We start from the raw sequence: 24,170 nt of genomic DNA, 5'->3' as shown, positions 1-24,170 counted from the left end.
TTGTCGCCCGCCCCAAGGCAATGGTCCCGCGAGAGGATCAGATGTGTATATGCCCTATCGCAGGCGGGGAGAGGGGACTTAAGAGCGTTCCGCGAGTCCCTTCGCCCCGCCTGCGGGGAGAAGGTGCCGGCAGGCGGATGAGGGGGCCTTCACCGCCGTCAAACCTGGCGGAACGGGCGGAAGCTCATGCGGTGCAGGGAGCAGGGGCCGTGGCTTTCGATCGCCGTGCGATGCTTCACGGTCGCATAGCCCGCATGATGGGCAAAGCCGTAGAGCGGGAAAGTTGCATCGGCGCGGGCCATCATGCGGTCACGGGTGACCTTGGCGACGATCGATGCGGCGGCGATCGACACGGAGCGGCTGTCCCCCTTGACGATCGCTTTTGCGTGGCAGGAGAGGCCGGGCGGCACGTCGCGGCCGTCAACCAGAACGATGCGGGCCGCCAGTTCGAGGCCGTGAACGGCGCGGCGCATCGCATCGAGGCTGGCCTTCAGGATATCTGTCGTGTCGATGCGCGCCGACGAGGAGGAGGCGATCGAAACCGTCGATGTCGCCAGAATTTCTTCGAACAGCGCCTCGCGCTGCTCAGCCGTCAGGAGCTTGCTGTCGTTGAGACCCGCCGGGATGGCGTCCGGATCGAGAATGACCGCGGCGGCGACGACCGGGCCCGCAAGCGGTCCCCGCCCAGCTTCGTCGGCCCCCGCGACCGGCCAGAAACCGTCGCGATGGGCGGCGCGCTCGAAGGTGAAATCCGGAACGGGCGCCTGAAGAGGAAAAAGAGGGGAATCGGGCTGTTTGCGACGTGACATGAAACGACACTCGCATACTCGCCCGATTCCCTTCAAGCCCCCGGCTCGGTTTGCGGCGGTTGCCGGGGGGGAACCAGCGCCGCCCCGTGGGGCAAAGGGCGGATGCTGGAATTTTCAAAGCCGTTCCACAGCGGGAAAGAGTGGCGGCTTATGCTTTCGATCTAAAGAAGCGACAGCTGAACGCCCATTCCTAGCGGCGGCACGAAGAGATCGCTGCGCAATTGCCGGCGCGTCAGATTGAGGCCGAGCCGCTTGGCCGCAAGCTCGAATCGACGGCCGATCTGCCAGGCGTAAGGTCCGCTGCCCTTCATTCGTTTACCGAACTCGGCATCGTAATCCTTGCCGCCGCGCATGGAGCGGATGAGCGACATGACGTGCCGGTAGCGGTCCGGGTAGTTTCTGAGAAGCCAGTCACGGAACAGGGGGCTCACCTCCAGCGGAAGCCGGAGGAGTACGTAGCTCGCATCCGACGCGCCCGCCGACTTCGCCGAATCGAGCACGCGCTCGATCTCGTGATCGTTCAGCGCCGGAATGATCGGCGCGACCAGTACTCCAGCGGGAATGCCGGCCTCGGAAATTGCGCGTAGCGCCTCCAGCCGCTTGGTGGGCGTCGACGCCCGCGGTTCCATGCTGCGCGCCAGTTTCCAGTCGAGCGTGGTCACCGAAATGCCGACCCGGGCAAGACCCTTTTCCGCCATCGGCGCCAGCAGGTCGATATCGCGCGTCACCATGGCCGATTTTGTAACGATCATCACCGGATGATTGGCCTCCTTCAGCACTTCCAGGATCTGGCGCATGATTCGCCATTCCTTTTCGATCGGCTGATAGGGATCGGTATTTGTGCCGATCGCGATCGGGCGAAGCTTATAGTCCGGCTTCGCCAGCTCGCGCTCGAGAAGACGTGGCGCGTCGGGCTTGGCGAAGAGCTTGGCTTCGAAATCAAGCCCTGCCGAGAGCCCCATATAGGCGTGCGTAGGCCGCGCGAAGCAGTAGATGCAGCCATGCTCGCAGCCGCGATAGGGGTTGATCGATCGGTCGAAAGATATGTCGGGAGATTCGTTGCGCGTGATCGCCGTCTTCGGCTTTTCTATCTGGACCTCGGTCTTGAACGGCGGCAACTCCTCGAGCGTTTGCCACCCGTCATCGAAGACTTCGCGCGATTTCTGCTCGAAGCGTCCCGAGATGTTGAGGGCGGCACCGCGGCCACGCCGACGATCGACGTCGATTCGGATGCCGGATCCGGCGACGAGGGCCTCCGCCACATCCACGCTGTTGCCGGGCGCATAGACGCCCTGCTTGAGTTGAGACAGATCGTTCATCGAAATCTCCCCGGAACCATGCTCGGCTCGCTTGGTGCTGATTATTTTCCTAGCGCAGAAAATAGAACAAAGCAAGAACAAATATTCAGCACATCTCCGGGGGAGGCGCGCGTTCATCCGCCACCCTGTGCGGACCTGCGCTTGTAGCAATCTGCGCTGCGATGCGATAGGAACGGCTATGCTGACGGTCATCATGGAAACGAAGGACAACGAAGCGGAGCTCGCACAGACGCTCTCGGCGCTCGTTGCCGGCGCGGTGGAAGGGCTCGTCAGCGATGTAATAATCCTGGACCACGGATCGACCGACGGCTCCCCCAGGGTCGCGGATGCTGCCGGTTGCCGTTTCTGCCTTGAGTGGGATCTCGGCGATGTCCTTCGTTCCGCCCGCGGCGAGTGGTTGATGCTCCTGGAGCCTGGTGCCCGCCCTATCGGTCGCTGGGTGGATGAACTGGCCGAATACGTCTCTCTGAACAGGAGCCCGGCGCGGTTTTCTCCCTCGCGAATGCATAAGCGCCCGCTTCTCAAGCGCTTGGCGCACAGGGCGCCGCCGCTGGAGTCCGGATTTCTGCTGCCGAAGGGGGACGCGGTCGCGGCTGCCCGCGGCAAGATGCCGCTCAGCGCCCTTGCGAGCGGACGAGCCGCCCGCAAACTTGCGACCGAGCTCGTCCCGGCCTGGGTCGCATTGGACAACCGGTCGGTGGGAGAACGGCACCGGACGCCCTGTTCGTAGAGCGGGATAAGGAAAAGCGTGTGCGGCTTTCAGCCCGCTTCCCGCTCTAACTTATTGAGTTGACGGTCTACCGCATCGGCCCGAAAATCGGAATCGATCTTCGGGCCGATGCGCCCGATGCCGGAGTGGCATGACTTTCAGATCGAGCGGACTGCAAGCGAGTTCAACTGCCAGGCCGAGTCGATCGAAATGTCGATGCTGACGTCATTGAGGAACGTCCAGATGCGATCGGCCACTCCGACATAGACCCAGAGCTTGCGGCCAGCGGGGAAGGCCATCTCGGTGAACAGGTTGATGATTCTTCGTTCGCCAGGAACGGCCTGGATGGAGGTACCTGGAAAGCTCTCGCCATCGCCGCTGCAGTCGAGACCCGAGGCGAACCACTGGTCGCTCACCTCGTTCGCCGGTTCGACATCCTCCCAGTTCCAGAACACGGCCAGCACGAGGCGGCCGCGCGTCGTGGCGTGAAAGTCGGACCACCCGAACTCGTCGTAGGTCGAGATGTGATGGCGGCAGATGAGGGCCGACAAGTCTGCCTTGACTTGCAGTATACCGGTGCGGAGCGTCTTGAACGGAACGAGGTAGCCGTTCTCCCGATAGGCGCAGAGGATTTCAGCATCGGAGGCACTATTGTTGCGGGCGATCAGTCTCGATCCCATCCGTCCCGCACAGTCCAAATAGGAACTGTTCTCCACGATTGCTCCGTCGCCGGTTGCCTGGTTCTGCTCGAGTCTGTCCCAGCAGCCGTCAAAGGGCGGGAGGAACAGCTTTTCCTTGTCGGGATCGGGCGCGACATACACGAGCGGCGGTTGTTTGAAGATGTCGGCGACGCTGCCGACCACCGTTTCGTGGCGGTGGAAGGCTTCGTGGCCCTTCACCAACTCGCCGACTTCGCCATAGGCACGCTTATGAAGCCGTTTGAGCGCGTTCAGATCAAGGCCGGTATTCCTGGCCTCGACGAGCGACCTGTATCGAAGACCGGGCCCGCGCGGATCATCACGTCGGCCCGACCTTGCGACCTGCGCGATCCTGTCGCGCAGGTCAGGTGAAAAGACCTGCCGGCGCTGCTCTGCGAAAGACTGGCGCAATTCGTCCAGCCTGGTTACCGTTGCCTGCCATTCATCCTTCTGCCGACGTTCGTAGAAGGCCTGCAGCCCCAGCGGAACCTCGGTCTCGCGCCGATCCGTTTTCGAGTAAGCGTGCTCTGCCGTTCCCATGACTTCCTCCTACCCTGGCGGGTTGCAGTGCGGGCTCTGTCGACCGGCGCGCCTGCGTCTGAGTGAAAACGAGGAAAAGGGGCTCCGAGGTGGCAAATGCGAGTGGGCTTTCTCCGTCGATGAGAAGCCGTGACATGGTGGCCGTAGCCCCGAGCTGAGCCGCTTCTCCGAAGCAAGAATGGGGCGTACCTTGCGGTACCCCCAAAGTGGCTCTCAAATGACCTTGTTTATGAAAAATATCCGTCTGTGAAAATGTCTTGCCATGCATGCCCATCGTTTCGGACGGGCAGCACGTCGTAGCCTTCTCTCTTTCCCAATATTGCCCCGGAAAGAGGCCGGGCATTCGCTCGAAGCAATTAAACGGTGCTTGCCTTGCCCGCTTCGAGCCAAGCCGACGAAGGCAAACTAGCGGGATTCGGGGCGCGGGTCTGTTCCAAACGGAACACGAATCTCGTCAGCCGCGCTTCAGGTGCTCGTCGAGCCGCGGCATGATCTCGACGAAATTGCACGGCATGTGCCGGTAATCGAGTTGCTGCTTCAGGATTCCGTCCCAGGCGTCCTTGCAGGCACCGGGGGATCCGGGCAGGACGAAGATGAACGTCGCATTGGCGACCCCGCCCGTGGCCCGCGACTGGATCGTCGACGTGCCGATCTTCTCGTAAGAGATCCGGTGGAACACCTCCGAAAAGCCATCCATGCGTTTCTCGAAGAGCGGCTCCAGCGCTTCCGGCGTCACGTCGCGGCCCGTGAATCCGGTGCCCCCGGTGGTTATGACGACGTCGATCGCGGCATCGAGCGTCCAGGCCTTCACCTGTCCGTAGATCTTCTCGCGCTCGTCGGGAACGATTGTCCGCGCCTCGAGCCGGTGGCCGGCCTCCCGTATTCTCGCTTCGAGCACATCGCCGGACTTGTCGTCCGCGCGTGTGCGCGTGTCCGAGACCGTGAGCACGGCGATGCCGATGGGGATGAAGGGGCGTCTTTCATCGAGGCCGGGCATTCTGGCGTTATCCTGATTTTCCCGCGGTTCGCGTCGCCTGAACGTACCATCGCGGGTGGCCGGCGGAAATGGTCTCAGCGGCACGTTCGGCGCTTTTCGTCCCCGTGAACAGGCCGAAGCAGGTGGCGCCCGAGCCGGACATCCGCACGAGCGCCGCGCCTGCGTCGCGCAATGCGTTCGAGACGGTTTCGATCATCGGCTCGTGCGCACGTGCCGGCGGCTCCAGGTCGTTCCGCATGGCGGCCATGGCCGTCAGCCATTCGGCAGTCGAGCGGGCATCTTCAGGCAAGACCAGCGGAGGATTGGTCTTCCTGACGAGCGATCGGAAGATAACCGGCGTGGAGACCGCGACGAGGGGATTGACGAGGACGACGTCGAAGGGCGGCAGATCGGGAAGAGGCGTGATCTCTTCGCCGATGCCTCTCGCGACGAGGGGCCCCCGGTCGAGACACATCGGGACGTCCGCGCCGAGCTGCAGCGCAAGGCTGTTGAGGCTTGCCGCTTCGACAGTCGCGCCCCAGAGCGACAGCAGCCCGCGCAGAGTCGCGGCTGCATCGGCCGAGCCGCCGCCGATCCCCGATGCTATCGGCAGGTTCTTCTCGAGATGCAGATGAACCGGGCCTGCCATTCTACCCTGCGCCGCAAGCTCGCGCCGCAGCAGGTCCCGGGCGCGGAGCACGAGATTACCACCACTGCCCTCGGCTGAAAGGTCGGTCGCGAAGCGGCCCGACACCGTGAAACGGTCCCTGTCCGCCGCGATCAGCCCGACCCGGTCGCCACATTCGGCGAAGGTCACCAGGCTTTCCAGCAGATGGTGGCCGTCGGCGCGCTGCCCGACGACGTGCAGCGCGAGATTGATCTTGGCGGGCGCCGCAAAGGTCAGTGCGAAGCCCGGAATGCCGCCTGCCTGCATGCTACAGTCAGGACTTCTTGTCCGGCGCTGTCTCCGGTCCGGTCTTTTTCGGCAGCTTTTCCTTGGCATCCGCCGCCGCCGGAACCGGTTCCTTAAGCGGCGGCAGACCGTTTTCGATCTTCGCCTTGATCTTCGGAATTTCCGCTTCCTCGGGCTTCAGTTCCAGCGCCTGATTCCACTGGAACACCGCTTCGAGCTTCCGGCCGACGCGCCAGTAGGCGTCGCCGAGGTGGTCGTTGATCGTCGCGTCGCCGGCCATCAGTTCCGCAGCGCGCTCGAGCTCGGTCACAGCCTCGTCGAACCGGTTCATGCGGAAATAGGCCCAGCCGAGCGAGTCGACGATATAGCCGTCGTCGGGCTTGAGCTCGACCGCCTTGCGGATCATCTCAAGCCCGTCCTCGAGGTTGATGTTCATGTCGACCCAGGAATAGCCGAGATAGTTCAGAACCTGCGGCTGATCCGGGTTGAGCTCCAGCGCCTTGCGAAAGTTCGGCTCGGCCTTTTCCCAGAGCTTCTGGCGTTCGTAGGCAATGCCGCGCTGGAAGAAGACGGTCCAGTCGCTCCGCTTCGGCACGGGGCCGATCGCGGCGACCGCGCGGTCGTAAAGCTCGCCCATCTCCTTGTAGTTCTTGGCGTCGGAAAGCACGCTGCCATAGGCGAGATAGTTGCGGATGTTCTTGGGATCGACGTCGATCAGCCCTTTCAGATGCTTCTTCGCCTCGTCGACCTTGCCGACGCCGGCGAGGCTGAGGCCAAGCTGGAGTTCGGAAAGGCGACGCATCGGCGAGCTCTCCGGCACGCTCTTGTAAAGCTCGATCGCCTCTTCCGGCTTTTTCAGATTTTCGGCGATGCCGCCGAGCATCACGAGAATATCGGCGCTTTCCGGGTCGAGCCGTCGCGCCGTCTGAAGGTAGAGCGAAACTATGTCTTCCGCGCCCTCGCGGTTGAGTGCGCCGCCGATCGAAAAGAGCACGGCGGCCGCACCCTGCACGGCGTTGCGTACCTGCTGCTCCTGCGGCTTTCCTTCCTCGACACTCTTCCTCAGCGCCTCGAGCGGAGTGTAGTTGTTGACGAGGCTTTCGCCGACGGAAATCGTATCCAGCGCCTTCTGCTTGTTGCCTTCGCGCGCTTCGAACCGCGCCAGCGCCTCGACGGCCCGCATGAAGGTGTCCGGCGCGGCGCCGCCGCCTTCGCGGTCAAGAATGGCGTCGTTGAGCCGGGCGCGCGCAGTCGCCTTGTCTCCGGCCGCAAGCGCAATCGCCCCGGCGTGATAGTTCCTGAAGATCCGGAACCATTCCGGGCCCTCCAGATTCTTGATCTGCGCCAGCGCCTCCTTCGGTCGGCCCTGGCCGAACTTGGCCCAGGCGGAAAGCAGCGAACTCATCAGCCGGTCGAGATCGTTCGGACCATCGTAGTTCAAGAGCTTTTGCGCGTTGCGGTATTCGCGCTTGCGGATCGCTTCGATCGCGCGGACCACCGTGGTGATCCTTTCGACGGCGGGATCCGATTTCAGCTCTTCGGCGATCTTGGCGCCTTCATCGAACTTGCCGCTCATCAGCAGCGTGATCATCAGCCGCTGCTTGACATCGTTATTGCCGGGGTCGAACCTGAGTGCGGTACGATAGAGCTCGGTTGCCGCAGCAAAGTCGCGATCGACGTCCGCCGTGCGCGCCGCAAGGAATGCGCCGGCAAAGGTGTTGACGCTCCTGATGTCGAAAGGCTCGGCGTCTTCGACCGGCGCCTTCTCCTCGGCAAAGGCCTGCTGGTTGCCGGTCACCGTTGCAAGAACCAGCATTGCCGCGCCGCTGAAAAGGCGAAGGAATGTATTCTGCCGCATATCAAACCTTTCATTGCCGATGGTACGCTTCGAGGCGCCACCGCTGGTTGGCCCGGAGCCGATTGGAAATCGGGCGCAAGTCTTCAAGAATAGAATGGCTTTTTTGGCGCAGCGCGGCAAGAAAATCCTCCGGGGAGGTCTTCGTCCGCGGCTCCTGCGGCGCCGCGTGTCTTGCCGGAAGCGCAGGGCTCGCGGCAGCACTTTGATTTGCTCCATGTTTCCGCCCTTGGATCGGCCGCGATGCAAGGAAACATGAAGTGGCTCAGCTTACCCGATCGATGCAGAAATCGATCACCTCGACGAGCGCCGATTTCCATGGCGAAGCCGGCAGCGGCGCGAGCGCGTCGCGGGCGATCGTGCCGTAGTGCTTGGCACGGGCGATCGTATCCGTAAGCCCCCCGTAGCGACGGATGAGACCCAGCGCCTTTTCGAGATTTGCCGCATCGCTTGCGCCGCCCTCGATCGCCTCGCGCCAGAACGCCCGGTCTTGCGGCGTGCCGCGGCGATAGGAGAGAATGACCGGCAGTGTGATCTTGCCTTCGCGAAAATCGTCTCCGACATTCTTGCCGAGATCGCTCGACGTGCCGCCATAATCGAGAACGTCGTCGACCAGCTGGAAGGCAAGGCCGAGATTGGTGCCGTAGGACTTCAGCGCGTTGCGGTCGGCTTTGCTCCCGCCTGCGACGATCGGCCCGACCTCGGAGGCGGCGGCGAAGAGGGCCGCTGTCTTGGCGCGGATGACCTGCAAATAGTCGTCTTCGGTCGTCTCCATGTTCTTGGCGACCGAAAGCTGCAGGACCTCGCCCTCCGCGATCACCGATGCGGCGGTCGAAAGGACGTCGAGCGCATCGATCGAGCCGACGTCGACCATCATGCGGAAAGCCTGCCCGAGCAGGAAATCGCCGACGAGCACGCTTGCCTGGTTGCCCCAGATCGTCCGCGCCGTCGATTTGCCGCGCCTCAGGTCGCTCTCGTCGACCACGTCGTCGTGCAAAAGGGTCGCCGTGTGCATGAACTCGACGCTGGTCGCGAGCTTGATGTGACCATCTCCCTCGTAGCCGAACATCGAAGCGGCTGCGAGCGTCAGCATCGGCCGGAGCCGTTTGCCGCCCGAGGAAATCAGGTGGTTGGCGACTTCCGGGATCATCTGGACGTCGGAGCCCGCCTTGGAAAGAATGAGCTGGTTGACCCGCTCCATGTCGGACAGCGTCAGGTCGACAAGCGGCTTCACAGATGCCTGTTTGTTTTTATTGTCTTCCAGCGGTATCACTACGCCCAACGCCCGGACTCCTGTTTCGTTGCGGGTTCGACAATAGAAAGAGGGGCTTCGGGCGGCAAGAGGCGAATTGCCCCGCCCGCAGCTTTAAGACAGGAAAATAGAGCCGGATGAAAGAACTGATCCGCACCAATGATGCCGTCCTTCTTTCCTTTGCCGAAAGCCTGATGAAGGACGCCGGCATCGGATGCTTCATCGCCGATCAGGACATGAGCATACTCGAAGGATCGCTCGGCCTCCTGCCGCGGCGCTTCCTGGTCGCCGAGGACGATGCCGATCGGGCGCGGCGCATTCTGATCGATGCGGGCCTCGAATTGGAATTGCGGCAATGATCGGCTGCGGCCCTTCCGCGAGGCGGAAAGCGGCATGACGGGAATTCCGGAGACGGTGGATGCTTTCCACCGCGGCAGGTTCCACCTGATCCAGCCTCTTGGTCAGGGGCACCGTTCGGGAATGGATGCGATGCTGGTCGCATCCCTCGTTTCCTGCCGCGGCGCGTGCCGCGTCGCCGATCTCGGCGCCGGAGCCGGGGCGGCCGGCATGGCCGTCGCGTCGCGGATCGAGGAGGCCGAGGTGCTGCTGGTCGAGCGTTCGCCGGTCATGGCGGATTTTGCGCGCCGCAGCCTCGCATTGCCTGAGAACGCCCATCTTGCCGGCCGCGTCTCGGTGCTCGAAGCCGATGTCTCGCTGAGCGGCAAGGCGCGCGCAGCCGCGGGTCTTCCGGACGACACATTCGACCACGTGATCATGAACCCACCCTTCAACGACGCCGCGGACCGCAGGACGCCCGATCGGCTAAAGGCGGAAGCCCATGCCATGAGCGGCGACCTGTTCGAAGCGTGGATCAAAACGGCCGGGGCAATCATGAAGCCGGGCGGACAGCTTTCTCTGATCGCCCGGCCGGAATCGATCGCCGGGATAATCGAGGCCTGCGGCCGCCGCTTCGGCGGTTTAGAGATCACCCCGCTCCTGCCGCGGGCGGGCGAAAATGCCGTGCGCATCCTCGTTTCCGCGATCAAGCAGAGCCGCAAGCGGCTGGCGCTGCGCGCGCCGCTCGTGATGCACGGGGAGGGCCACCGCTTTTCGCCGGAGGTCGACGATCTCAACAATGGCCGCGCGGCCTATCATCGCCGATGATTAACCGTAAGCAGGGCATTGCGTTTGCGACGCCAATGCATACATGCACGACGACAATTTGGATTGCTGCATGTCTTCGTTCTTAAATCGGCTAGGATTTAAGGAGATATGCAGAGATTGCAGCGGGTAGGAGTTGAGATGGCCGGATTTTTCAGAAAGCTGATGCCGAAGCGCTTCCGCAGGGATGGTGTGACGATTCCGGCGATCAGGCTGCATGGCGCAATCATGGCCGGCGGCAGCCCGCTCCGCCCGGTTCTCAATCTTGCGACGGTTGCGCCGCTGCTCGAAAAGGCCTTCTCCGTCAAAGAGGCCCCGGCCGTTGCCATCTCCATCAACTCTCCGGGCGGTTCGCCGGTGCAGTCCCGTCTTATCTATCAGCGCATCCGCGATCTCGCGCAGGAGAAGAGGAAGCGTGTGCTGATCTTCGTCGAGGACGTGGCCGCGTCCGGTGGTTACATGATCGCACTGGCCGGCGATGAGATCATCGCCGATCCGACCTCGATCGTCGGCTCGATCGGCGTCGTTTCGGGCGGCTTCGGTTTCCCCGATCTCCTGAAGAAGATCGGCGTCGAGAGACGGGTCTACACGGCGGGCGAAAACAAGGTGGTTCTCGATCCTTTCCAGCCGGAGAAGGAGCGTGACATCGAATTTCTCAAGGGCCTGCAGCTCGAGATCCACGACATCTTCATCCAGATGGTCAAGAGCAGACGCGGTTCGCTCCTGGCTGACCATCCGGACCTTTTCTCGGGGCTGTTCTGGACGGGGCAACGGGGTCAGGAACTCGGCCTGGTCGATGCTCTCGGCGACATCAGGGGCGAAGTGAAGAAGCGCTATGGAGAAAAAGCGCGGCTCGAGCTGATCCAGCCCGCGCGAAGCCTCTTCGGGCGGCGTCAGCCCGGAGCAGCCGTGGCCGGAGCAATCACGGGACCGCTCGTCGCATCGGCGGCTGCAGGTCTCGTCGAGGCCGTCGAGGAACGGGCGCTCTGGGCGCGTTTCGGTCTTTGAACCGGCCCCGTTGCTTGCGCGGGCGTGTGTTTTTGAAGAATGGTCTCGCGGCATCTGGCCAGTACCGCAAGAGCGCGCTAACACTGCGATTTGCTGCATCCCCTCGCGCCTTCGTTCCATCTGAGGGATATGCAGAGGAGGAACCATGCCGCAGATCATCCTGCTTCTGATTATCGCCGTCATCGCCTGGATCGGCTATCGCAAGTTCATCGCGGACGCCGAGAAGCTGACGCGTCAGCGTGAGCGCCTGCGCCGTCAGCGCGAGACCGGCGCAAACGGCACGCTCGTCAAGGACGCCGAGACCGGCGAGTACCGCCTGAAGCGCGACGACGAGTGAGCCTGCCTGACTGAATACCGGCGGGTGAAGGCGCTTGACCCTCGCCCTGCGGCATGGCACCTGTCCCCGCAAATCTTGACGAATTCGGACCCGGATCCCATGACCATTGCACCCCTCCCGGACCACATGAACCCGAAGCGCTCCTTTCAGGCACTGATCCTGACGCTGCACAATTATTGGGCCGACAAGGGTTGCGCCGTGCTTCAGCCCTACGACATGGAGGTCGGCGCAGGCACGTTCCATCCGGCGACGACGCTCAGGGCGCTCGGCCCGAAGCCATGGCGCGCGGCCTATGTGCAGCCGTCGAGGCGTCCGACCGACGGCCGCTACGGCGAGAATCCCAACCGGCTGCAGCACTATTACCAGTACCAGGTGATCTTGAAGCCCAACCCTTCCAATCTGCAGGAGCTCTATCTCGGCTCGCTCGAGGCGATCGGCCTCGATCCGCTGCTGCACGACATCCGTTTCGTCGAGGATGACTGGGAGAGCCCGACGCTCGGCGCCTGGGGGCTCGGCTGGGAATGCTGGTGCGATGGCATGGAAGTGTCGCAGTTCACCTATTTCCAGCAGGTTTGCGGGATCGAATGCTCCCCGGTTTCCGGCGAACTGACCTACGGCCTCGAGCGCCTGGCGATGTATGTCCAGGGCGTCGACAATGTCTACGACCTCAACTTCAACGGCCGCGAAGGCGCCGAGAAGATCAGCTATGGCGATGTCTTCCTGCAGGCGGAGCAGGAATATTCGCGGCACAATTTCGAATACGCCAATACGGCGATGCTGCATCAGCATTTCATCGATGCGGAGAAGGAATGCCTGGCGTTGCTGGCCGCCGGTGCGCCTGGTGACTCCAGCAACAACCGCCTGCACAAATGCGTCTTCCCCGCCTATGACCAGTGCATCAAGGCGAGCCACGTCTTCAATCTTCTGGATGCCCGCGGCGTGATTTCGGTGACGGAACGCCAGAGCTACATCCTGCGCGTGCGTACGCTCGCGAAAGCCTGCGGCGAAGCCTTCCTGCTGACCGAGGCCGGTGGCGCCAACTGGAACAGGGAAGCGGCCTGATCAAGAGGTCGCGGAGGTCCTCCGGCCGCATGGCGGGGCAAGCTGATCCGATCGCTGCGAGCAGAAGTGCTCGCTCCCGTCGAGCCGCCACTTCGGCGCCGGCGCTCTGACGCTCGACAACTCGCCGGCATAGATTTGCAGCGCGCGGCGCACACCGCTCGGCCTTTCGATCGGACCCGCGCTTGCATGGGTCGCGAAAAGGGCGGTAAAGGCGATCACGTTGATGAAGCTCACGGGCGTGTTCATGGCGGGCACTAAGCGTTGTGGTTGTTCGATGAATAGACTATCGAGCATCCGCCGACGCGTTGCCGTTACCGGTGGAACAGCCTGAGGCTGCAGGCGTAGGCACGACCTGCTGGGCAGGGGCTGGGGCGGTCTTGTGATCGGCCGCTGTAGAACGTTGGTTTGTTCTTGAATCGAATGGAATTTAAGAAAGCATGCAGTAGGATCGCCGTGATCCAAAGGAGGGTTTGATGATCGGGCTGGCAATTGGCGTCGCCGTTATTCTTTATCTCGTCTTCGTCTATAACGGCCTCGTCAAGGCGCGGCAGATGGCCGAGGAGGCCTGGTCCGGCATCGACGTGCAGTTGAAGCGCCGCGCCGATCTCATCCCGAATCTGATCGAGACGGTGAAGGGCTACGCCGCTCACGAGAAGTCGACGCTCGAGGAGGTCGTTACGCTGCGCAACCGGGCTCAGGCGGTGCCGGAAGGCGATGTCGCGGCGCGGGCCGCGGCCGAAGGTGCGCTTTCGCAGGCGCTTGGCCGCGTCTTCGCGCTCGCCGAAGCCTATCCGGACCTGAAGGCCAACGAGAATTTCGCAGAACTCCAGCGTTCGTTGGAAACGATCGAGGGCGAGATCCAGATGTCCCGGCGCTATTACAACGGCGCCGCGCGCGATCTCAACGTCAAGGTCGAGAGCTTCCCGTCGAACCTGATCGCCAACGCCTTCCGCTTCGTCAAGGCCAGCTATTTCGAGATCACCAACGAGGCGGACCGTGCGGTTCCATCGGTCAAGTTCTAGATCAGTTTCACTGAACCGATAAAAAGATCTATCGGTTTGAAACCACGCACTTCCGGACGGAAAACCGTTACACGCTTTTCCTGGAAGTGCTCCGGCGGGCCTGAAAGAGGGAAATCCCGATGAGGCGGCTTTTCGCGGCGCTTGCGCTCGTCACCTTCGTTCTTGCAGCGCCGCGCGTCGCGGCGGCGGAAGAGTTCATCTCCGCCTACCATTCGGTCATCGAGCTCGCGAAAGACGGCACGCTCACGGTCACCGAGACGATCACGGCGAACGTCGAAGGCAACCGCATCCGGCGCGGCATCTATCGCGATTTTCCGCTGACCTTCGCCGATGAGCGCAATGGCCGCAGCAAGGTCGACTTCAACCTTCTCTCCGTCGAGCGGGATGGCGACGAAGAGGAATACCGCACGGAATCGATCAGCGGCGGCATCCGCATCTATACGGGAAGTGCCGACGTGCTCCTGCCGCATGGCGAACACACCTTTCAGATCACCTACGAGACGAGCCGGCAGATACGCTTCTTCGACGATCACGACGAGCTCTATTGGAACGTGACCGGAACCGAATGGGCATTCCCGATCGAGGAGGCGACGGCCACCGTCACCTTGCCGGAGGGCGTGAAGGCGGAGGCGCTAGACGTCTTTACCGGCGGCTACGGCGCGACCGAAAAGGATGCGCGCGCGGTGGAGGAGGGCGACGAAATCTTCTTCGCGACCACGCGCCGGCTGCGCCCGCAAGAAGGATTGACCGTCGCGATCAAACTGCCCAAGGGCAGTATCGAACGGCCAACCTCCTCCCAGGAAAATATCTGGTGGCTGCGCGATCACATGACCGTGGTCATCGCCGGGTCCGGCCTCCTCCTCGTCCTGCTCTATTACGGGCGTGCCTGGGTGCGTGTCGGCCGCGACCCGGCCCGCGGGGTCATGGTCCCGCGCTGGGACCCTCCGGACGGCGTGTCGCCCGCGCTCGTCAACTACATCGATAACAAGGGCTTTTCCGGCGAAGGATGGACAGCTCTTTCCGCGGCGGCGCTCAACCTTGCGGTCAAGGGGCATGTCATCCTCGAGGACCTGAAGAACGCGGTCGTCATCACCGCCACGGGCAAGAACGGCGAGAAGCTGCCGACCGGCGAAGCGGCCCTGATGAAAGCGGTGGATGCGGCCGGCGGCAAGCTCACCATCGACAGGGCGAACGGCAAGAAGATCCAGGCGGCGGGCTCCGGCTTCCGCAGCGCGATGGAGCGCGAGCATCGCGGCAAGTATTACCGCGCCAATACCGGATACGTGGTCGGCGGCATCGTGCTTTCGGTCGCCACCCTCGCGGCGCTGTTCGTCTTCGGCGACTTGAGCGAGGACAGCGTTCCCTTCGTCATCGTCCCTGTCTTCCTCGCCGTCTTCATTTCCGCCTTCGCCGTTTCGGTCGGCAAATCGCTGCGGCGTGGCTCGAGCCTCGCACGCCGCATTCTGTCGATCGTCGTGCTTGCCTTCGTCGGTTTCGTGCTGTTCACCGTTTTCTCGAGCATTCTCGCCGCGCTCGTCTTTTCGGCCAGCGATCCGGGCGACCTGCCGCTGTTCTTCGCGATCGGGGGCATCGTCCTCGTCAACGGGCTTTTCTATTACCTCATGGGCGCGCCGACGCCGCTCGGCACGCGCATGATGGATGGCATCGACGGGCTCAGGCAATATCTTACGCTTGCCGAGAAAGACCGTCTGAACATGCAGGGCGCGCCGGAAATGTCGCCGCGGCATTTCGAGACCCTGCTCCCCTATGCCGTCGCACTCGGTGTGGAGAAGCCCTGGAGCGAGACCTTCGAGCGTTGGCTGCTTGCGGCCTCCGCGGGCGCGGCGGCAGCCGCCTATCAGCCGAGCTGGTATCATGGCGACAGCTTCGGGCCCGGATCCTTCACCGACACGATCGGCGGTTTTGCCGGTTCGATGGCGGATACGATGACGTCTTCCTTGCCGCCACCTCCGAAGAGTTCGTCCTCGGGCTTTTCTTCCGGCGGCGGATTTTCCGGCGGTGGCGGGGGCGGCGGCGGCGGCGGCGGCTGGTGATGGCGGATTTCCTCGCCGGCCGTGATGACATTTTCGCCAGAGCTTGCTAAGTCCGCCGCAACCTTCCGGAACAGAACGAAGTCTCGAATCCATGCCCGATCTCCTTATTGAATTGCGATCCGAAGAAATCCCCGCCCGCATGCAGCGCAAGGCGGCCGGCGATCTGAAGAAGCTCGTGACGGACGCTCTGGTTGAGGCGGGGCTCACCTATGAAGGCGCGCGCGAATACTGGACGCCGAGGCGGCTGGCGCTCGACATCCGCGGCCTGACCGCGCGCTCCGCCGATCTGCGCGAGGAGCGCAAGGGTCCGCGCATCGACGCGAACGAGAAGGCGATCGAAGGCTTTCTCCGCGCGGCGGGCCTCTCTTCCCTCAGCGAGGCTCATGTCCATAATGACCCGAAGAAGGGCGATTTCTACGTCGCGCACATCGTAAAGCCCGGCCGCGAGGCGGAAGAGATCATCGCCGACGTGATGCCGGCGATCATCCGCGACTTTCCCTGGCCGAAATCCATGCGCTCCGGTGCCGCTTCGGCGAAACCGGGCAGCCTTCGCTGGGTCCGGCCGCTGCAGTCGATCGTCTGCACCTTCGGCGCGGAACACGATGAGACGAAGGTGATCCCCTTCGAGGTCGATGGCATCGTCGCCTCGAACATCACCTACGGCCACCGTTTCCATGCGCCGGAAGCGATCACGGTCCGCCGCTTCGCCGACTATGCCGAGAAGCTCGAAAAGGCGAAGGTCGTGATCGATGCGGAGCGCCGCAAGGAGATCATCTCCGCCGACGCCCACAATGTCGCCTTCGCCAACGGCCTGGAGCTGGTCGAGGACGAGGGCCTCCTGGAGGAAGTCGCCGGTCTCGTCGAATGGCCGAGGGTGCTGATGGGCAGCTTCGAGGAAAGCTATCTCGAAATCCCGTCCGAAATCATCCGGCTGACGATCAAGACCAACCAGAAATGCTTCGTCACCCGGAAGCCGGGCGCCGAAACGCTGTCCAACCGGTTCATCCTCGTTTCGAACATCGAGGCGAAGGACGGCGGCAAGGAGATCGCCCACGGCAACGGCAAGGTCGTGCGTGCGCGGCTCTCCGACGCGGCGCATTTCTGGAAGCGCGACCAGGGCGATCTGCCGGATCTCGAAACGCTGACGGCGTCAGCCGAGAAGTTCGGCCTCGATCTGAAAAAGCCTCTCGACCAGCGGATGGCAAAGCTCGACGCCCTGAACGTGACTTTCCATGCCAAGCTCGGCACGCAGGGCGAGCGTGTCGCCCGCATCCGCTCGCTCGCCGCAGCACTCGCCAGGCTCACCGGTGCCGATGCGGCCTCCGTCGATCGCGCGGTCGTGCTCGCCAAGGCGGACCTGCGCACCGAGGCAGTCGGCGAATTCCCGGAACTGCAGGGCATCATGGGCCACAAATATGCAGTGCTGCAGGGCGAAGCCGCGGCCGTCGCCGATGCGATCGAGGATCACTACAAGCCGCAGGGACCATCCGACCGTGTGCCGACCGATCCCGTCTCGGTAACGGTGGCGCTTGCCGACAAGCTCGATACCCTCGTCGGCTTCTGGGCGATCGATGAAAAGCCGACCGGCTCCAAGGATCCCTATGCGCTGCGCCGTGCGGCACTCGGCGTGATCCGGCTCATTCTGGAGGGAAGTGCACGGCTGCCGCTTCTGCCCTGTTTCGATGTGGCGCTCGCCGCGCTGAAGGCACAGCGTCCGGATATCAGAGCCGAGATCTCCGCCGATCTGCTCGCCTTCTTCCATGATCGTCTGAAGGTTTACCTGCGCGATCTCGGCGCGCGATACGATCTGATCGATGCGGTGCTCGCGCCGGATGCGGACGACCTGTTGATGATCGCCCGCCGCGTCGAGGCGCTGACCGCCTTCATCACGGCCGAGGAGGGCAGGAACCTGCTCACCGGCACGAAACGTGCGACGCAAATCCTCGCTGCCGAAGAGAAGAAGGGTACGGAAGTCGCCGAGAGCGTCGACGAAGCACTGTTCCGGCTCGATGCCGAGCGGACGCTGCACGCTTCGATCAAGGTGGCGTCGGACGATGCGCGCGACGCGATCGTCAAGGAGGATTTCCGTTCGGCCATGCAGGCGCTCTCGAAACTGCGCGCACCGGTCGACGATTTCTTCAATGACGTTCTCGTCAATGACGAGGACAAGGCGATCCGTGCCAACCGCCTCGCGCTCCTGGGCCTCATCCGCTCGGCGACGGGTGAGGTGGCGGACTTCTCGAAGATATCCGGGTAACTCGGAGCGCTCTGCACTGCAGAGGTTGCCGCGTTAACGGCCGGCCGATATGAAGGCCCATGACCGCCAGGATTCTCGTCAGTGCCTGCCTCATGGGACATGCCGTGCGTTACGACGGCGCGTCGAAGCCGCTCATTCACCCGGCGATCGATCGCTGGAGGCGGGAAGGGCGGCTCGTCACCATCTGTCCGGAAATGTCGGCCGGCATGCGGGTGCCGCGTCCGCCGGCGGAGATCGAAGGCGGCAGGACGGGCGCCGACGTGCTCGCCGGCAGGACCCGTGTCCTCGAAAAGACGGGCGGCGATGTGACGTCGGAGTTTCGCCGCGCTGCGGAGAATGCGCTTGCGCTGGCACGCGAGACGAATTGCCGGTTTGCCCTGCTGATCGACGGCAGCCCGTCCTGCGGCTCCGGCTTCATCTATGACGGTCGGTTCAGCGGCGAGCGAATTGCGGGTGAGGGCGTGACGGCCGCGCTGCTGCGGGCCAACGGCGTCGAGGTCTATTCCGATCGTGAGATAGAGACTCTGGTCGCGAGGATCGGCGGCGATACAGGCAATGGAGTTGGGGCTCCCAATGAAGTTGGGGTATCGCCCTAAAGATTACGCCCCTGCTTCTCTCAGGGGCGCAACCTCTCGCTATTGCAGCGAATTTGCCCGTCAGCCTTGAACGTCGACTGACTGGGGCAGGGAACCTTAATGATATGGTGTCAATCTAGGCGAAGATCGAAAGCAGCTGGATCAATTTTCCGTGAACCGTCGCTGGCCATAGACGCGGCAACCGCGGCGGTTTTTGCGGTATGGTCGATGGAGATTTCCGCAATCCCAGCGGGGAGGGTGCTTGACGAGATGTCGGCCACGGCCGGCTCGCTCGTCTCCATTCCCGCGGCGCGGATCGCGTCATCCGATGCATCGTTGACGAAAATCACCGGCGAGCCGCCCAGCCACGCCTCCGTGCGGACCGACTTCACCTCTCCATGGATTTCCTTGAGCTCCACGCGATCCGTACCCGGCGCAAGATCCGGGACGACGTAGGAAGGCTTCTTCTTTGGCTGCAAGGGCGGGCAAGCCTCGCAGGAAACCGTCGCGACGCTCGAATTGACGGTCTCGCCGGAGGTGATGTTGTCGATCGAAGAGGCTGCCGCGGGACCGGCGGCATAGACGAGAGCGGCTGTGATCAGCAGGGAACGCATTGATCTCTCCTCGATTGGTCGAGGTGAGAATAGCGGTATCCCCTTACCGCCCGGTCAGGAGAAATGATAAAAATTGAACGATACGGCTTTTCCTGCAGCGCCGCTCGCTGGAGCCGTCAGGCAGTCTCGCGCGCGACCGCCCGCCAGCCGATGTCGTTGCGATAGAAGCCGTTCTCCCAGCTGACGTCGCGAACGGCCGCATAGGCTGCGTCCTTCGCCTCGCCGACGGTCTTTCCCGTGGCGGTGACGTTCAGCACCCGGCCGCCGGCTGCGACCAGCCCGCCGCCCTTCATTGCGGTTCCGGCATGAAATACCTTCGTCGCGGCGGACGCGTCGGGCAGGGCCGCGATCGGCGTATCTTTCTCGTAGGCGCCCGGGTAGCCGCGCGAGGCCATCACCACGGTCAGGGCAGCTTCGTCGCGCCACGCCGCTTTCATCCCTTCGAGCGTTCCGGTGGCCGCCGCGTAGAGCAGCGGCAGGAGGTCGCTCTCGAGCCGCATCATCAGCACCTGGCATTCGGGATCGCCGAAGCGGACATTGTATTCGATGAGCTCCGGGCCCTTTTCCGTGATCATCAGGCCGGCAAAGAACACGCCGGTGAAGGGATAACCGCTTTCTGCCATGCCGCGGACGGTGGGCTCGATTATCTCTTTCATCGTCCGTTCCACCATCTCGGCGGTCATGACGGGCGCGGGCGAATAGGCGCCCATGCCGCCGGTGTTCGGCCCGGTGTCGCCGTCGCCGACGCGCTTGTGATCCTGCGCGGAGGCGAGCGGCAGTACGCTCTTGCCGTCGCAAAGGCAGAAGAAGCTCGCTTCCTCGCCGTCGAGATAGGCCTCGACGACCACCTCGGCGCCGGCCGCGCCGAAGGCGCCGGCGAAGCATTCGTCGACTGCGGCAAAGGCTTCGTCGAGGCTCATCGCGACCGTCACGCCCTTGCCGGCGGCAAGCCCGTCGGCCTTGATGACGATCGGTGCGCCCTCTTCGCGGATATAGGCCTTGGCGGGCTCGGCATCGGCAAAGCGTCTATAGGCGCCGGTCGGGATCCCGTATCTCGCGCAGAGGTCCTTGGTGAAACCCTTGGAGCCTTCGAGCTGGGCCGCTGCGGCCGAAGGGCCGAAGGTGGGAATATCGGCCGCGCGAAGCACGTCGCCGAGGCCGGCGACCAGGGGCGCTTCGGGACCGACCACCACGAAATCGATCGCATTGGTCCTGCAGAAATCGACGACGGCCTCATGATTTTCCGTGTGGAGGTCTACGATCGCGGCCTCCTCGGCGATGCCCGGATTACCGGGGGCGGCATAAAGCTTGGTCAGCCTCGGCGACTGCGCGATCTTCCATGCAAGCGCATGTTCGCGGCCGCCCGATCCGATCAGAAGAACCTTCATCGCCATCCTCGCCGTCAGGAATTGTTGCGCTGCGGTTAAGACGGCAGGCAGGACGAGGTCAAGGAAAAAGCGGCCCGTGCTGCAAATTTCCTGGTGCCAGCCAGCGTCCTTCTCTCGCAAGTGACGTCAGCGCCGGCTTGCAGCCACCGGCCAGACGTCGCCGTCAGCCGGCTTGTCTGCGGCGAGCGCGACCCGGGAAAGCGCCCAGATCGCCAGCTCGGCGAGCGGGAGCGGCTTGCTGATCAGATAGCCCTGGAAGCGGTCGCAGCCCGCCGCCGTCAGCATGGCGAGCTTTTCCGGCGTATCGACGCCTTCGCCGACCACGGTCATCTCCTTCGCGTGGCATAGCGCGACGACCGCTTTGAGCACCGCCAGCGATCGCGAAGCGGCCAGGTTGGAGACGAGCGCCCGGTCGAGCTTGATGGTGTCGGCGGCATAATCGATGATCTGCTGAACCGATGTGTAGCCGGCGCCGAAGTCGTCTATCGAGAGCCGGAAGCCCTTGCTCCTGAGCTCTTCCATATTCAGGCGCAATTGATCACTGATTTGGACGGCGAATGTTTCGGTGAGCTCGATGTCGATCGATCGCGCCTCCAGGCCGTGGCGCGTGAGGCAGTCCGAAAAATGCTCGTTGATCGACTTCGAGTGCAGCTCGGCCGAGGAAATGTTGATCGCCAGAACCGTATCGGGGCCGAACAGCGCCTTCAGTTGGTGGCAATCCGACATCGCCTTGTCGATGACCCACCAGTCGATCTTCGTGAACAGACCGGAGCTCTCGGCTATCGGAACGAATTCGTCGGGCGTCACATGCCCCAGGACCGGCGAGTGCCAGCGCAACAGAGCCTCACAGCCGGTGACTTTTCCGCCGGCGTCGACGATCGGCATGTAGACCAGGTGAAACTGTTCGTCGGGATCGAGCGAGCGCAGTTCATCCTGGATCTGCCGCTGGCGGGTGCGCTTGTCGTTGAGTGCGCGGGAGAAGCGGGCGGACCGGTTCTTGCCGGCGGTCTTCGCCTGGTACATGGCGGCGTCGGCATTCGAGATCAGCTCCGCGACCGAGCTCGCATCATCAGGACATGCCGCCACGCCGATGCTTGCCGTGACCGGATAACGCTTGCCGGAAAGTTCGAAGCCATCTGAAAACAGAGCGAGGATCGCGCCGCAGATCTCCTGCACCGCGCCGTCGCCGGGCTGCGAACGCAACAGAACCGCGAATTCGTCGCCGGAGAGCCGCGCGAGGATGGCCGGCTCCTGCCCGCGTCTGCGCGTGATCTCTTCGACGTCGCGTGCGATCCGGGTGGCCAGCGTTTTCAAGAGCTCGTCGCCGACATCATGACCATGTTTGTCGTTGACGAACTTGAAATTGTCTATGTCGATGAAAAGCAGGCTGCATTTCTCGCCGGATGCGACAGCCTCCTGGACGGCCTGCGCGGCAAGCATGTTGAAGCGCCCCCGGTTGCTGATGCCCGTCAACGTGTCGGTCCAGGAACTCCGCTGCACGAGTTGGAGCGACTGCAGGGATTGTCGATGCATCTCCCGGATGTTTCGCGTCAGACGGCCGATCTCGCCGGCCTCGTCCACCTCGGCGATCTCCTCGCGCGCCCCGGCCATCACCGCCATGACGTTGGTATCGAGCGTTGCGATCGGTCCCGTGATGAAGCGGCGGATGAGCACGATGATCAGCCAGATCGAAAAGAGGCTCATGGCCAATGCGCCCAGGGCGAGGAGTACTTTCTGACGCAGCATCTGGGCTTCGAAATGCGCATCGGAAACGGTCAGCGTCGCATGCAAGGCGGGCCCGAGAGGAACGCTTGCCGACAGATCGTCGGTCACGGCAAGCGGCCACGGCTGGAGCACGATCTCGGCGCCATATTCCCTTTTCAGGGGGGGCTGCAGCCTGAGAAAGCGGTCGGGCTGTACCGCAACCTGCATCAGCAGCGCATTTGCCTTGTTGCTGGGAGCCGGCCGGCCAAAGGTCACCGGATCGACGAACAGCGAGTAGACGACCCGCGGCCGGTCGCCGGCGGAATCGACATAGCTCCAGTCGCCGAGTTTCGATCCGTTGAGCAACTGGCGTGCGAGATCGAGCTGTGCCGGATCGATTTCCGCAAAGGGATCCCAACTGTTCTCGAAATAGTACTCCGCTTCCAGCTTGCTGTTGAAAACAGCCAGGGAGATAAAGCCCGCAGGATCGTCGGACAGCGACGTCAGGCTCTCCTGCAGCCGCACACCGAGCGCATTGGCGCGATATTTCTTGTCGGTTTCGGCCACGTATTGCCGCAGCGCGTTGCCGCTCAAGAGCGCGTTGAGGGCACCGCGGCTGCGCCGAACCTCGTTCTGGAAGACGGAGGCGGCATGCTCGAGCCGTTGTGAAAGTTTGGCGTGCTCGAGTGCGCGGATGGAACGGCTCTGTGCGACGTGAACGGAGAGAGCTGCGAGAAGATAACCCGCCAGAACGACCGGAAAGATGAGGATGAGCGCACGCTTGCCGAGGGTCACTGGAAGTTCGCCAACGTGTTGATGATTCGCCGGCGCGCTTCAATAGATCGGACGGACAATTCCTGGTGATGCTGGTTCTTCGCCATGATTTCGGGCGGCGGGTAGATTTCCGGATCGGAGCGCATGGTGTCCGGAAGGAGCTTGAGCGCCGCGTTGCTTGCAGTCGGCATGTTGAGCGCGATCGCATTGGCAGCGGCGGCCTCCGGCGACCCGATGAAGTTCAGGAATTCGAGAGCCCGTTGCTTGCGAGGGGATGCGGCCGTGACGGAAAAACAGTCGAGCCACGACAATGTACCCTCTTTCGGGACCGAATAGCGCCATAGCCCCGCCTTGCCGGCTTTGCTGTTGAGCACATGCTGATCGCCGCTGTAGCCCAGCGCCAGATATATATTTCCGGCTAACGCCGGATCCTGGATCGAGGTGACGACGTAGTCGTAGGTCAGCACGAATGGGGCCTGCGTCTTCAGGAGCGCAAATGCGGCCTTCAGCGTCGGCGTGTCGTCGGCATTGACGGAGGCGCCGAGCAGCATGAGCGGAGGCACGAAAATCTCGCTGTGGTCGGCGAACATGGCGATGTGTTTGCGCAGCGCCGGCGCAGGACGCATCATGTCCCGCCAGGACGTCGGTGGCGGCGTGACCACATCGGAGCGATAGAGGATGCCGACCGTGCCCCAGAAGTAGGGAAGGCCGTAACCGGCGCAGGATTTGCGCCATTCCGGCGCATAGTCCCCGAGCGCGGGCAGATTGGTCTCGGAGAGCGGCTCGATGATGCCCTTCCGTCCGAAAAGCGTCGCGCCGTTCTCATCGACGATGACAAGATCGATGTTACGGCCCGGATCGGCAAGAATCTCGTCGCGGGCATCGTCGCTGTCGAAATTGATCTGGCGGATGGAAACGCCCGTCTTCTCGGTCCAGCGGTCGATGAGACGCTCGTCGATATAGTCTTCCCAGATAAGCAGGTTGAGCGTTTCGGCGCGGCTCGCGGAAGCGCAAAGCAGTGTCGCCAGAAAGACGGAAATAACCCCGCGTGCCTTCATTCTCTGCCCCTGCACACCCCCATCGCCGGACGCTATCCGGCAATGATTGAGGAATGCTTACGGCTGGAGCAAAGATCGTGCGGGC

At 63.1% G+C, this 24,170-nt stretch carries 22 protein-coding genes; 10 read left to right on the top strand and 12 right to left on the bottom strand.

All coding sequences use genetic code 11. The features are described 5' to 3' along the window. Nucleotides 1–158: 158 nt before the first annotated feature. A complete protein-coding gene (gene rnhB / locus M1D43_RS09410) occupies nucleotides 159–809 on the bottom strand; it encodes a ribonuclease HII (protein ID WP_003533269.1) in 651 nt (216 codons plus the stop codon). A 161-nt stretch (nucleotides 810–970) separates the two neighbouring features. Beyond that, nucleotides 971–2,128: a PA0069 family radical SAM protein gene (locus tag M1D43_RS09405; protein WP_153313269.1), complete on the bottom strand. Its 1,158-nt coding sequence runs from the start codon at nucleotides 2,126–2,128 to the stop codon at nucleotides 971–973. Nucleotides 2,129–2,306: 178 nt separating this feature from the next. Here M1D43_RS09405 and M1D43_RS09400 point away from each other — a divergent pair, with 178 nt between their 5' ends. Then, complete coding sequence (locus M1D43_RS09400) at nucleotides 2,307–2,858, top strand: glycosyltransferase family protein (RefSeq protein WP_003533271.1); 552 nt, start codon at nucleotides 2,307–2,309, stop codon at nucleotides 2,856–2,858. Nucleotides 2,859–2,995: 137 nt separating this feature from the next. On the opposite strand, the gene M1D43_RS09395 is transcribed toward M1D43_RS09400, so the two are convergent. From M1D43_RS09395 to M1D43_RS09375, 5 genes are all read right to left on the bottom strand, one after another. After that, nucleotides 2,996–4,075: a hypothetical protein gene (locus tag M1D43_RS09395; protein ID WP_027992604.1), complete on the bottom strand. Its 1,080-nt coding sequence runs from the start codon at nucleotides 4,073–4,075 to the stop codon at nucleotides 2,996–2,998. Nucleotides 4,076–4,529: 454 nt separating this feature from the next. Further along, nucleotides 4,530–5,072, bottom strand: coding sequence for a molybdenum cofactor biosynthesis protein B (gene moaB / locus M1D43_RS09390; protein ID WP_015007246.1), 543 nt, complete (start codon nucleotides 5,070–5,072; stop codon nucleotides 4,530–4,532). Nucleotides 5,073–5,079: 7 nt separating this feature from the next. Continuing rightward, nucleotides 5,080–5,985, bottom strand: coding sequence for a 4-(cytidine 5'-diphospho)-2-C-methyl-D-erythritol kinase (locus M1D43_RS09385; RefSeq protein ID WP_153313268.1), 906 nt, complete (start codon nucleotides 5,983–5,985; stop codon nucleotides 5,080–5,082). A gap of 7 nt (nucleotides 5,986–5,992) precedes the next feature. After that, nucleotides 5,993–7,822 (bottom strand): tetratricopeptide repeat protein, encoded by a 1,830-nt coding sequence (locus tag M1D43_RS09380; RefSeq protein ID WP_153313267.1) that lies wholly within the window; start codon nucleotides 7,820–7,822, stop codon nucleotides 5,993–5,995. 262 nt (nucleotides 7,823–8,084) lie between these two features. Beyond that, nucleotides 8,085–9,101: a polyprenyl synthetase family protein gene (locus M1D43_RS09375; protein WP_010968861.1), complete on the bottom strand. Its 1,017-nt coding sequence runs from the start codon at nucleotides 9,099–9,101 to the stop codon at nucleotides 8,085–8,087. A gap of 107 nt (nucleotides 9,102–9,208) precedes the next feature. Between M1D43_RS09375 and M1D43_RS09370 the strand changes: the two genes are divergently transcribed. From M1D43_RS09370 to M1D43_RS09350, 5 genes are all read left to right on the top strand, one after another. Continuing rightward, nucleotides 9,209–9,430 carry a putative signal transducing protein gene (locus M1D43_RS09370; protein ID WP_003533280.1) on the top strand — a complete coding sequence of 74 codons (222 nt, stop codon included), beginning with the start codon at nucleotides 9,209–9,211 and terminating at the stop codon, nucleotides 9,428–9,430. Nucleotides 9,431–9,464: 34 nt separating this feature from the next. Beyond that, nucleotides 9,465–10,235 carry a tRNA1(Val) (adenine(37)-N6)-methyltransferase gene (locus M1D43_RS09365; protein ID WP_127541639.1) on the top strand — a complete coding sequence of 257 codons (771 nt, stop codon included), beginning with the start codon at nucleotides 9,465–9,467 and terminating at the stop codon, nucleotides 10,233–10,235. 138 nt (nucleotides 10,236–10,373) lie between these two features. Beyond that, nucleotides 10,374–11,240 (top strand): S49 family peptidase, encoded by an 867-nt coding sequence (locus M1D43_RS09360; protein WP_003533284.1) that lies wholly within the window; start codon nucleotides 10,374–10,376, stop codon nucleotides 11,238–11,240. A gap of 145 nt (nucleotides 11,241–11,385) precedes the next feature. Then, the gene (locus tag M1D43_RS09355) at nucleotides 11,386–11,577 is read left to right on the top strand and encodes a hypothetical protein (RefSeq protein ID WP_003533286.1); all 192 of its coding nucleotides are present in this window, start codon (nucleotides 11,386–11,388) and stop codon (nucleotides 11,575–11,577) included. Between the two features lie 99 nt (nucleotides 11,578–11,676). After that, nucleotides 11,677–12,639 (top strand): glycine--tRNA ligase subunit alpha, encoded by a 963-nt coding sequence (locus M1D43_RS09350; protein WP_013844095.1) that lies wholly within the window; start codon nucleotides 11,677–11,679, stop codon nucleotides 12,637–12,639. On the opposite strand, the gene M1D43_RS09345 is transcribed toward M1D43_RS09350, so the two are convergent. Then, nucleotides 12,640–12,885, bottom strand: coding sequence for a hypothetical protein (locus tag M1D43_RS09345; RefSeq protein WP_003533290.1), 246 nt, complete (start codon nucleotides 12,883–12,885; stop codon nucleotides 12,640–12,642). A gap of 227 nt (nucleotides 12,886–13,112) precedes the next feature. Here M1D43_RS09345 and M1D43_RS09340 point away from each other — a divergent pair, with 227 nt between their 5' ends. The 4 genes from M1D43_RS09340 to M1D43_RS09325 all read left to right on the top strand — a co-directional run bounded on the left by M1D43_RS09340 (nucleotide 13,113) and on the right by M1D43_RS09325 (nucleotide 18,568). Continuing rightward, entirely contained in the window at nucleotides 13,113–13,661 is a 549-nt protein-coding gene (locus tag M1D43_RS09340; RefSeq protein ID WP_010968864.1) for a LemA family protein, read from the top strand. A gap of 119 nt (nucleotides 13,662–13,780) precedes the next feature. Next, entirely contained in the window at nucleotides 13,781–15,715 is a 1,935-nt protein-coding gene (locus M1D43_RS09335) for a DUF2207 domain-containing protein (protein ID WP_010968865.1), read from the top strand. Nucleotides 15,716–15,806: 91 nt separating this feature from the next. Then, entirely contained in the window at nucleotides 15,807–17,972 is a 2,166-nt protein-coding gene (gene glyS / locus M1D43_RS09330; protein WP_122102664.1) for a glycine--tRNA ligase subunit beta, read from the top strand. 59 nt (nucleotides 17,973–18,031) lie between these two features. After that, nucleotides 18,032–18,568, top strand: a complete 537-nt coding sequence (locus M1D43_RS09325; protein ID WP_153313266.1) for a 2-thiouracil desulfurase family protein — start codon at nucleotides 18,032–18,034, stop codon at nucleotides 18,566–18,568. 110 nt (nucleotides 18,569–18,678) lie between these two features. On the opposite strand, the gene M1D43_RS09320 is transcribed toward M1D43_RS09325, so the two are convergent. The 4 genes from M1D43_RS09320 to M1D43_RS09305 all read right to left on the bottom strand — a co-directional run bounded on the left by M1D43_RS09320 (nucleotide 18,679) and on the right by M1D43_RS09305 (nucleotide 24,085). Beyond that, nucleotides 18,679–19,161, bottom strand: coding sequence for a plant virulence effector HPE1-like domain-containing protein (locus M1D43_RS09320; protein WP_153313265.1), 483 nt, complete (start codon nucleotides 19,159–19,161; stop codon nucleotides 18,679–18,681). A 116-nt stretch (nucleotides 19,162–19,277) separates the two neighbouring features. Then, entirely contained in the window at nucleotides 19,278–20,549 is a 1,272-nt protein-coding gene (purD, locus tag M1D43_RS09315; protein WP_153313264.1) for a phosphoribosylamine--glycine ligase, read from the bottom strand. 126 nt (nucleotides 20,550–20,675) lie between these two features. Then, entirely contained in the window at nucleotides 20,676–23,048 is a 2,373-nt protein-coding gene (locus M1D43_RS09310; RefSeq protein ID WP_318853538.1) for a putative bifunctional diguanylate cyclase/phosphodiesterase, read from the bottom strand. Next, nucleotides 23,045–24,085, bottom strand: coding sequence for a polyamine ABC transporter substrate-binding protein (locus tag M1D43_RS09305; protein ID WP_153313263.1), 1,041 nt, complete (start codon nucleotides 24,083–24,085; stop codon nucleotides 23,045–23,047). Before M1D43_RS09305 ends, M1D43_RS09310 begins: the two co-directional genes overlap by 4 nt. Nucleotides 24,086–24,170 lie beyond the last annotated feature (85 nt).

It is taken from the genome of Ensifer sp. R1-3 (assembly GCF_056739175.1).
This window is presented reverse-complemented; position numbering and strand designations above follow the sequence as displayed.

Coding starts and splice junctions, on each gene's coding strand:
- M1D43_RS09370 (WP_003533280.1), top strand. CDS start 9,209: ATGAAAGAACTGATCCGCACCAATGATGCCGTCCTTCTTTCCTTTGCC.
- glyS (WP_122102664.1), top strand. CDS start 15,807: ATGCCCGATCTCCTTATTGAATTGCGATCCGAAGAAATCCCCGCCCGC.
- M1D43_RS09320 (WP_153313265.1), bottom strand. CDS start 19,161: ATGCGTTCCCTGCTGATCACAGCCGCTCTCGTCTATGCCGCCGGTCCC.
- M1D43_RS09345 (WP_003533290.1), bottom strand. CDS start 12,885: ATGAACACGCCCGTGAGCTTCATCAACGTGATCGCCTTTACCGCCCTT.
- M1D43_RS09360 (WP_003533284.1), top strand. CDS start 10,374: ATGGCCGGATTTTTCAGAAAGCTGATGCCGAAGCGCTTCCGCAGGGAT.
- M1D43_RS09305 (WP_153313263.1), bottom strand. CDS start 24,085: ATGAAGGCACGCGGGGTTATTTCCGTCTTTCTGGCGACACTGCTTTGC.
- M1D43_RS09365 (WP_127541639.1), top strand. CDS start 9,465: ATGACGGGAATTCCGGAGACGGTGGATGCTTTCCACCGCGGCAGGTTC.
- M1D43_RS09325 (WP_153313266.1), top strand. CDS start 18,032: ATGACCGCCAGGATTCTCGTCAGTGCCTGCCTCATGGGACATGCCGTG.
- M1D43_RS09400 (WP_003533271.1), top strand. CDS start 2,307: ATGCTGACGGTCATCATGGAAACGAAGGACAACGAAGCGGAGCTCGCA.
- M1D43_RS09395 (WP_027992604.1), bottom strand. CDS start 4,075: ATGGGAACGGCAGAGCACGCTTACTCGAAAACGGATCGGCGCGAGACC.
- moaB (WP_015007246.1), bottom strand. CDS start 5,072: ATGCCCGGCCTCGATGAAAGACGCCCCTTCATCCCCATCGGCATCGCC.
- M1D43_RS09340 (WP_010968864.1), top strand. CDS start 13,113: ATGATCGGGCTGGCAATTGGCGTCGCCGTTATTCTTTATCTCGTCTTC.
- M1D43_RS09350 (WP_013844095.1), top strand. CDS start 11,677: ATGACCATTGCACCCCTCCCGGACCACATGAACCCGAAGCGCTCCTTT.
- purD (WP_153313264.1), bottom strand. CDS start 20,549: ATGAAGGTTCTTCTGATCGGATCGGGCGGCCGCGAACATGCGCTTGCA.
- M1D43_RS09385 (WP_153313268.1), bottom strand. CDS start 5,985: ATGCAGGCAGGCGGCATTCCGGGCTTCGCACTGACCTTTGCGGCGCCC.
- M1D43_RS09405 (WP_153313269.1), bottom strand. CDS start 2,128: ATGAACGATCTGTCTCAACTCAAGCAGGGCGTCTATGCGCCCGGCAAC.
- M1D43_RS09380 (WP_153313267.1), bottom strand. CDS start 7,822: ATGCGGCAGAATACATTCCTTCGCCTTTTCAGCGGCGCGGCAATGCTG.
- M1D43_RS09355 (WP_003533286.1), top strand. CDS start 11,386: ATGCCGCAGATCATCCTGCTTCTGATTATCGCCGTCATCGCCTGGATC.
- rnhB (WP_003533269.1), bottom strand. CDS start 809: ATGTCACGTCGCAAACAGCCCGATTCCCCTCTTTTTCCTCTTCAGGCG.
- M1D43_RS09335 (WP_010968865.1), top strand. CDS start 13,781: ATGAGGCGGCTTTTCGCGGCGCTTGCGCTCGTCACCTTCGTTCTTGCA.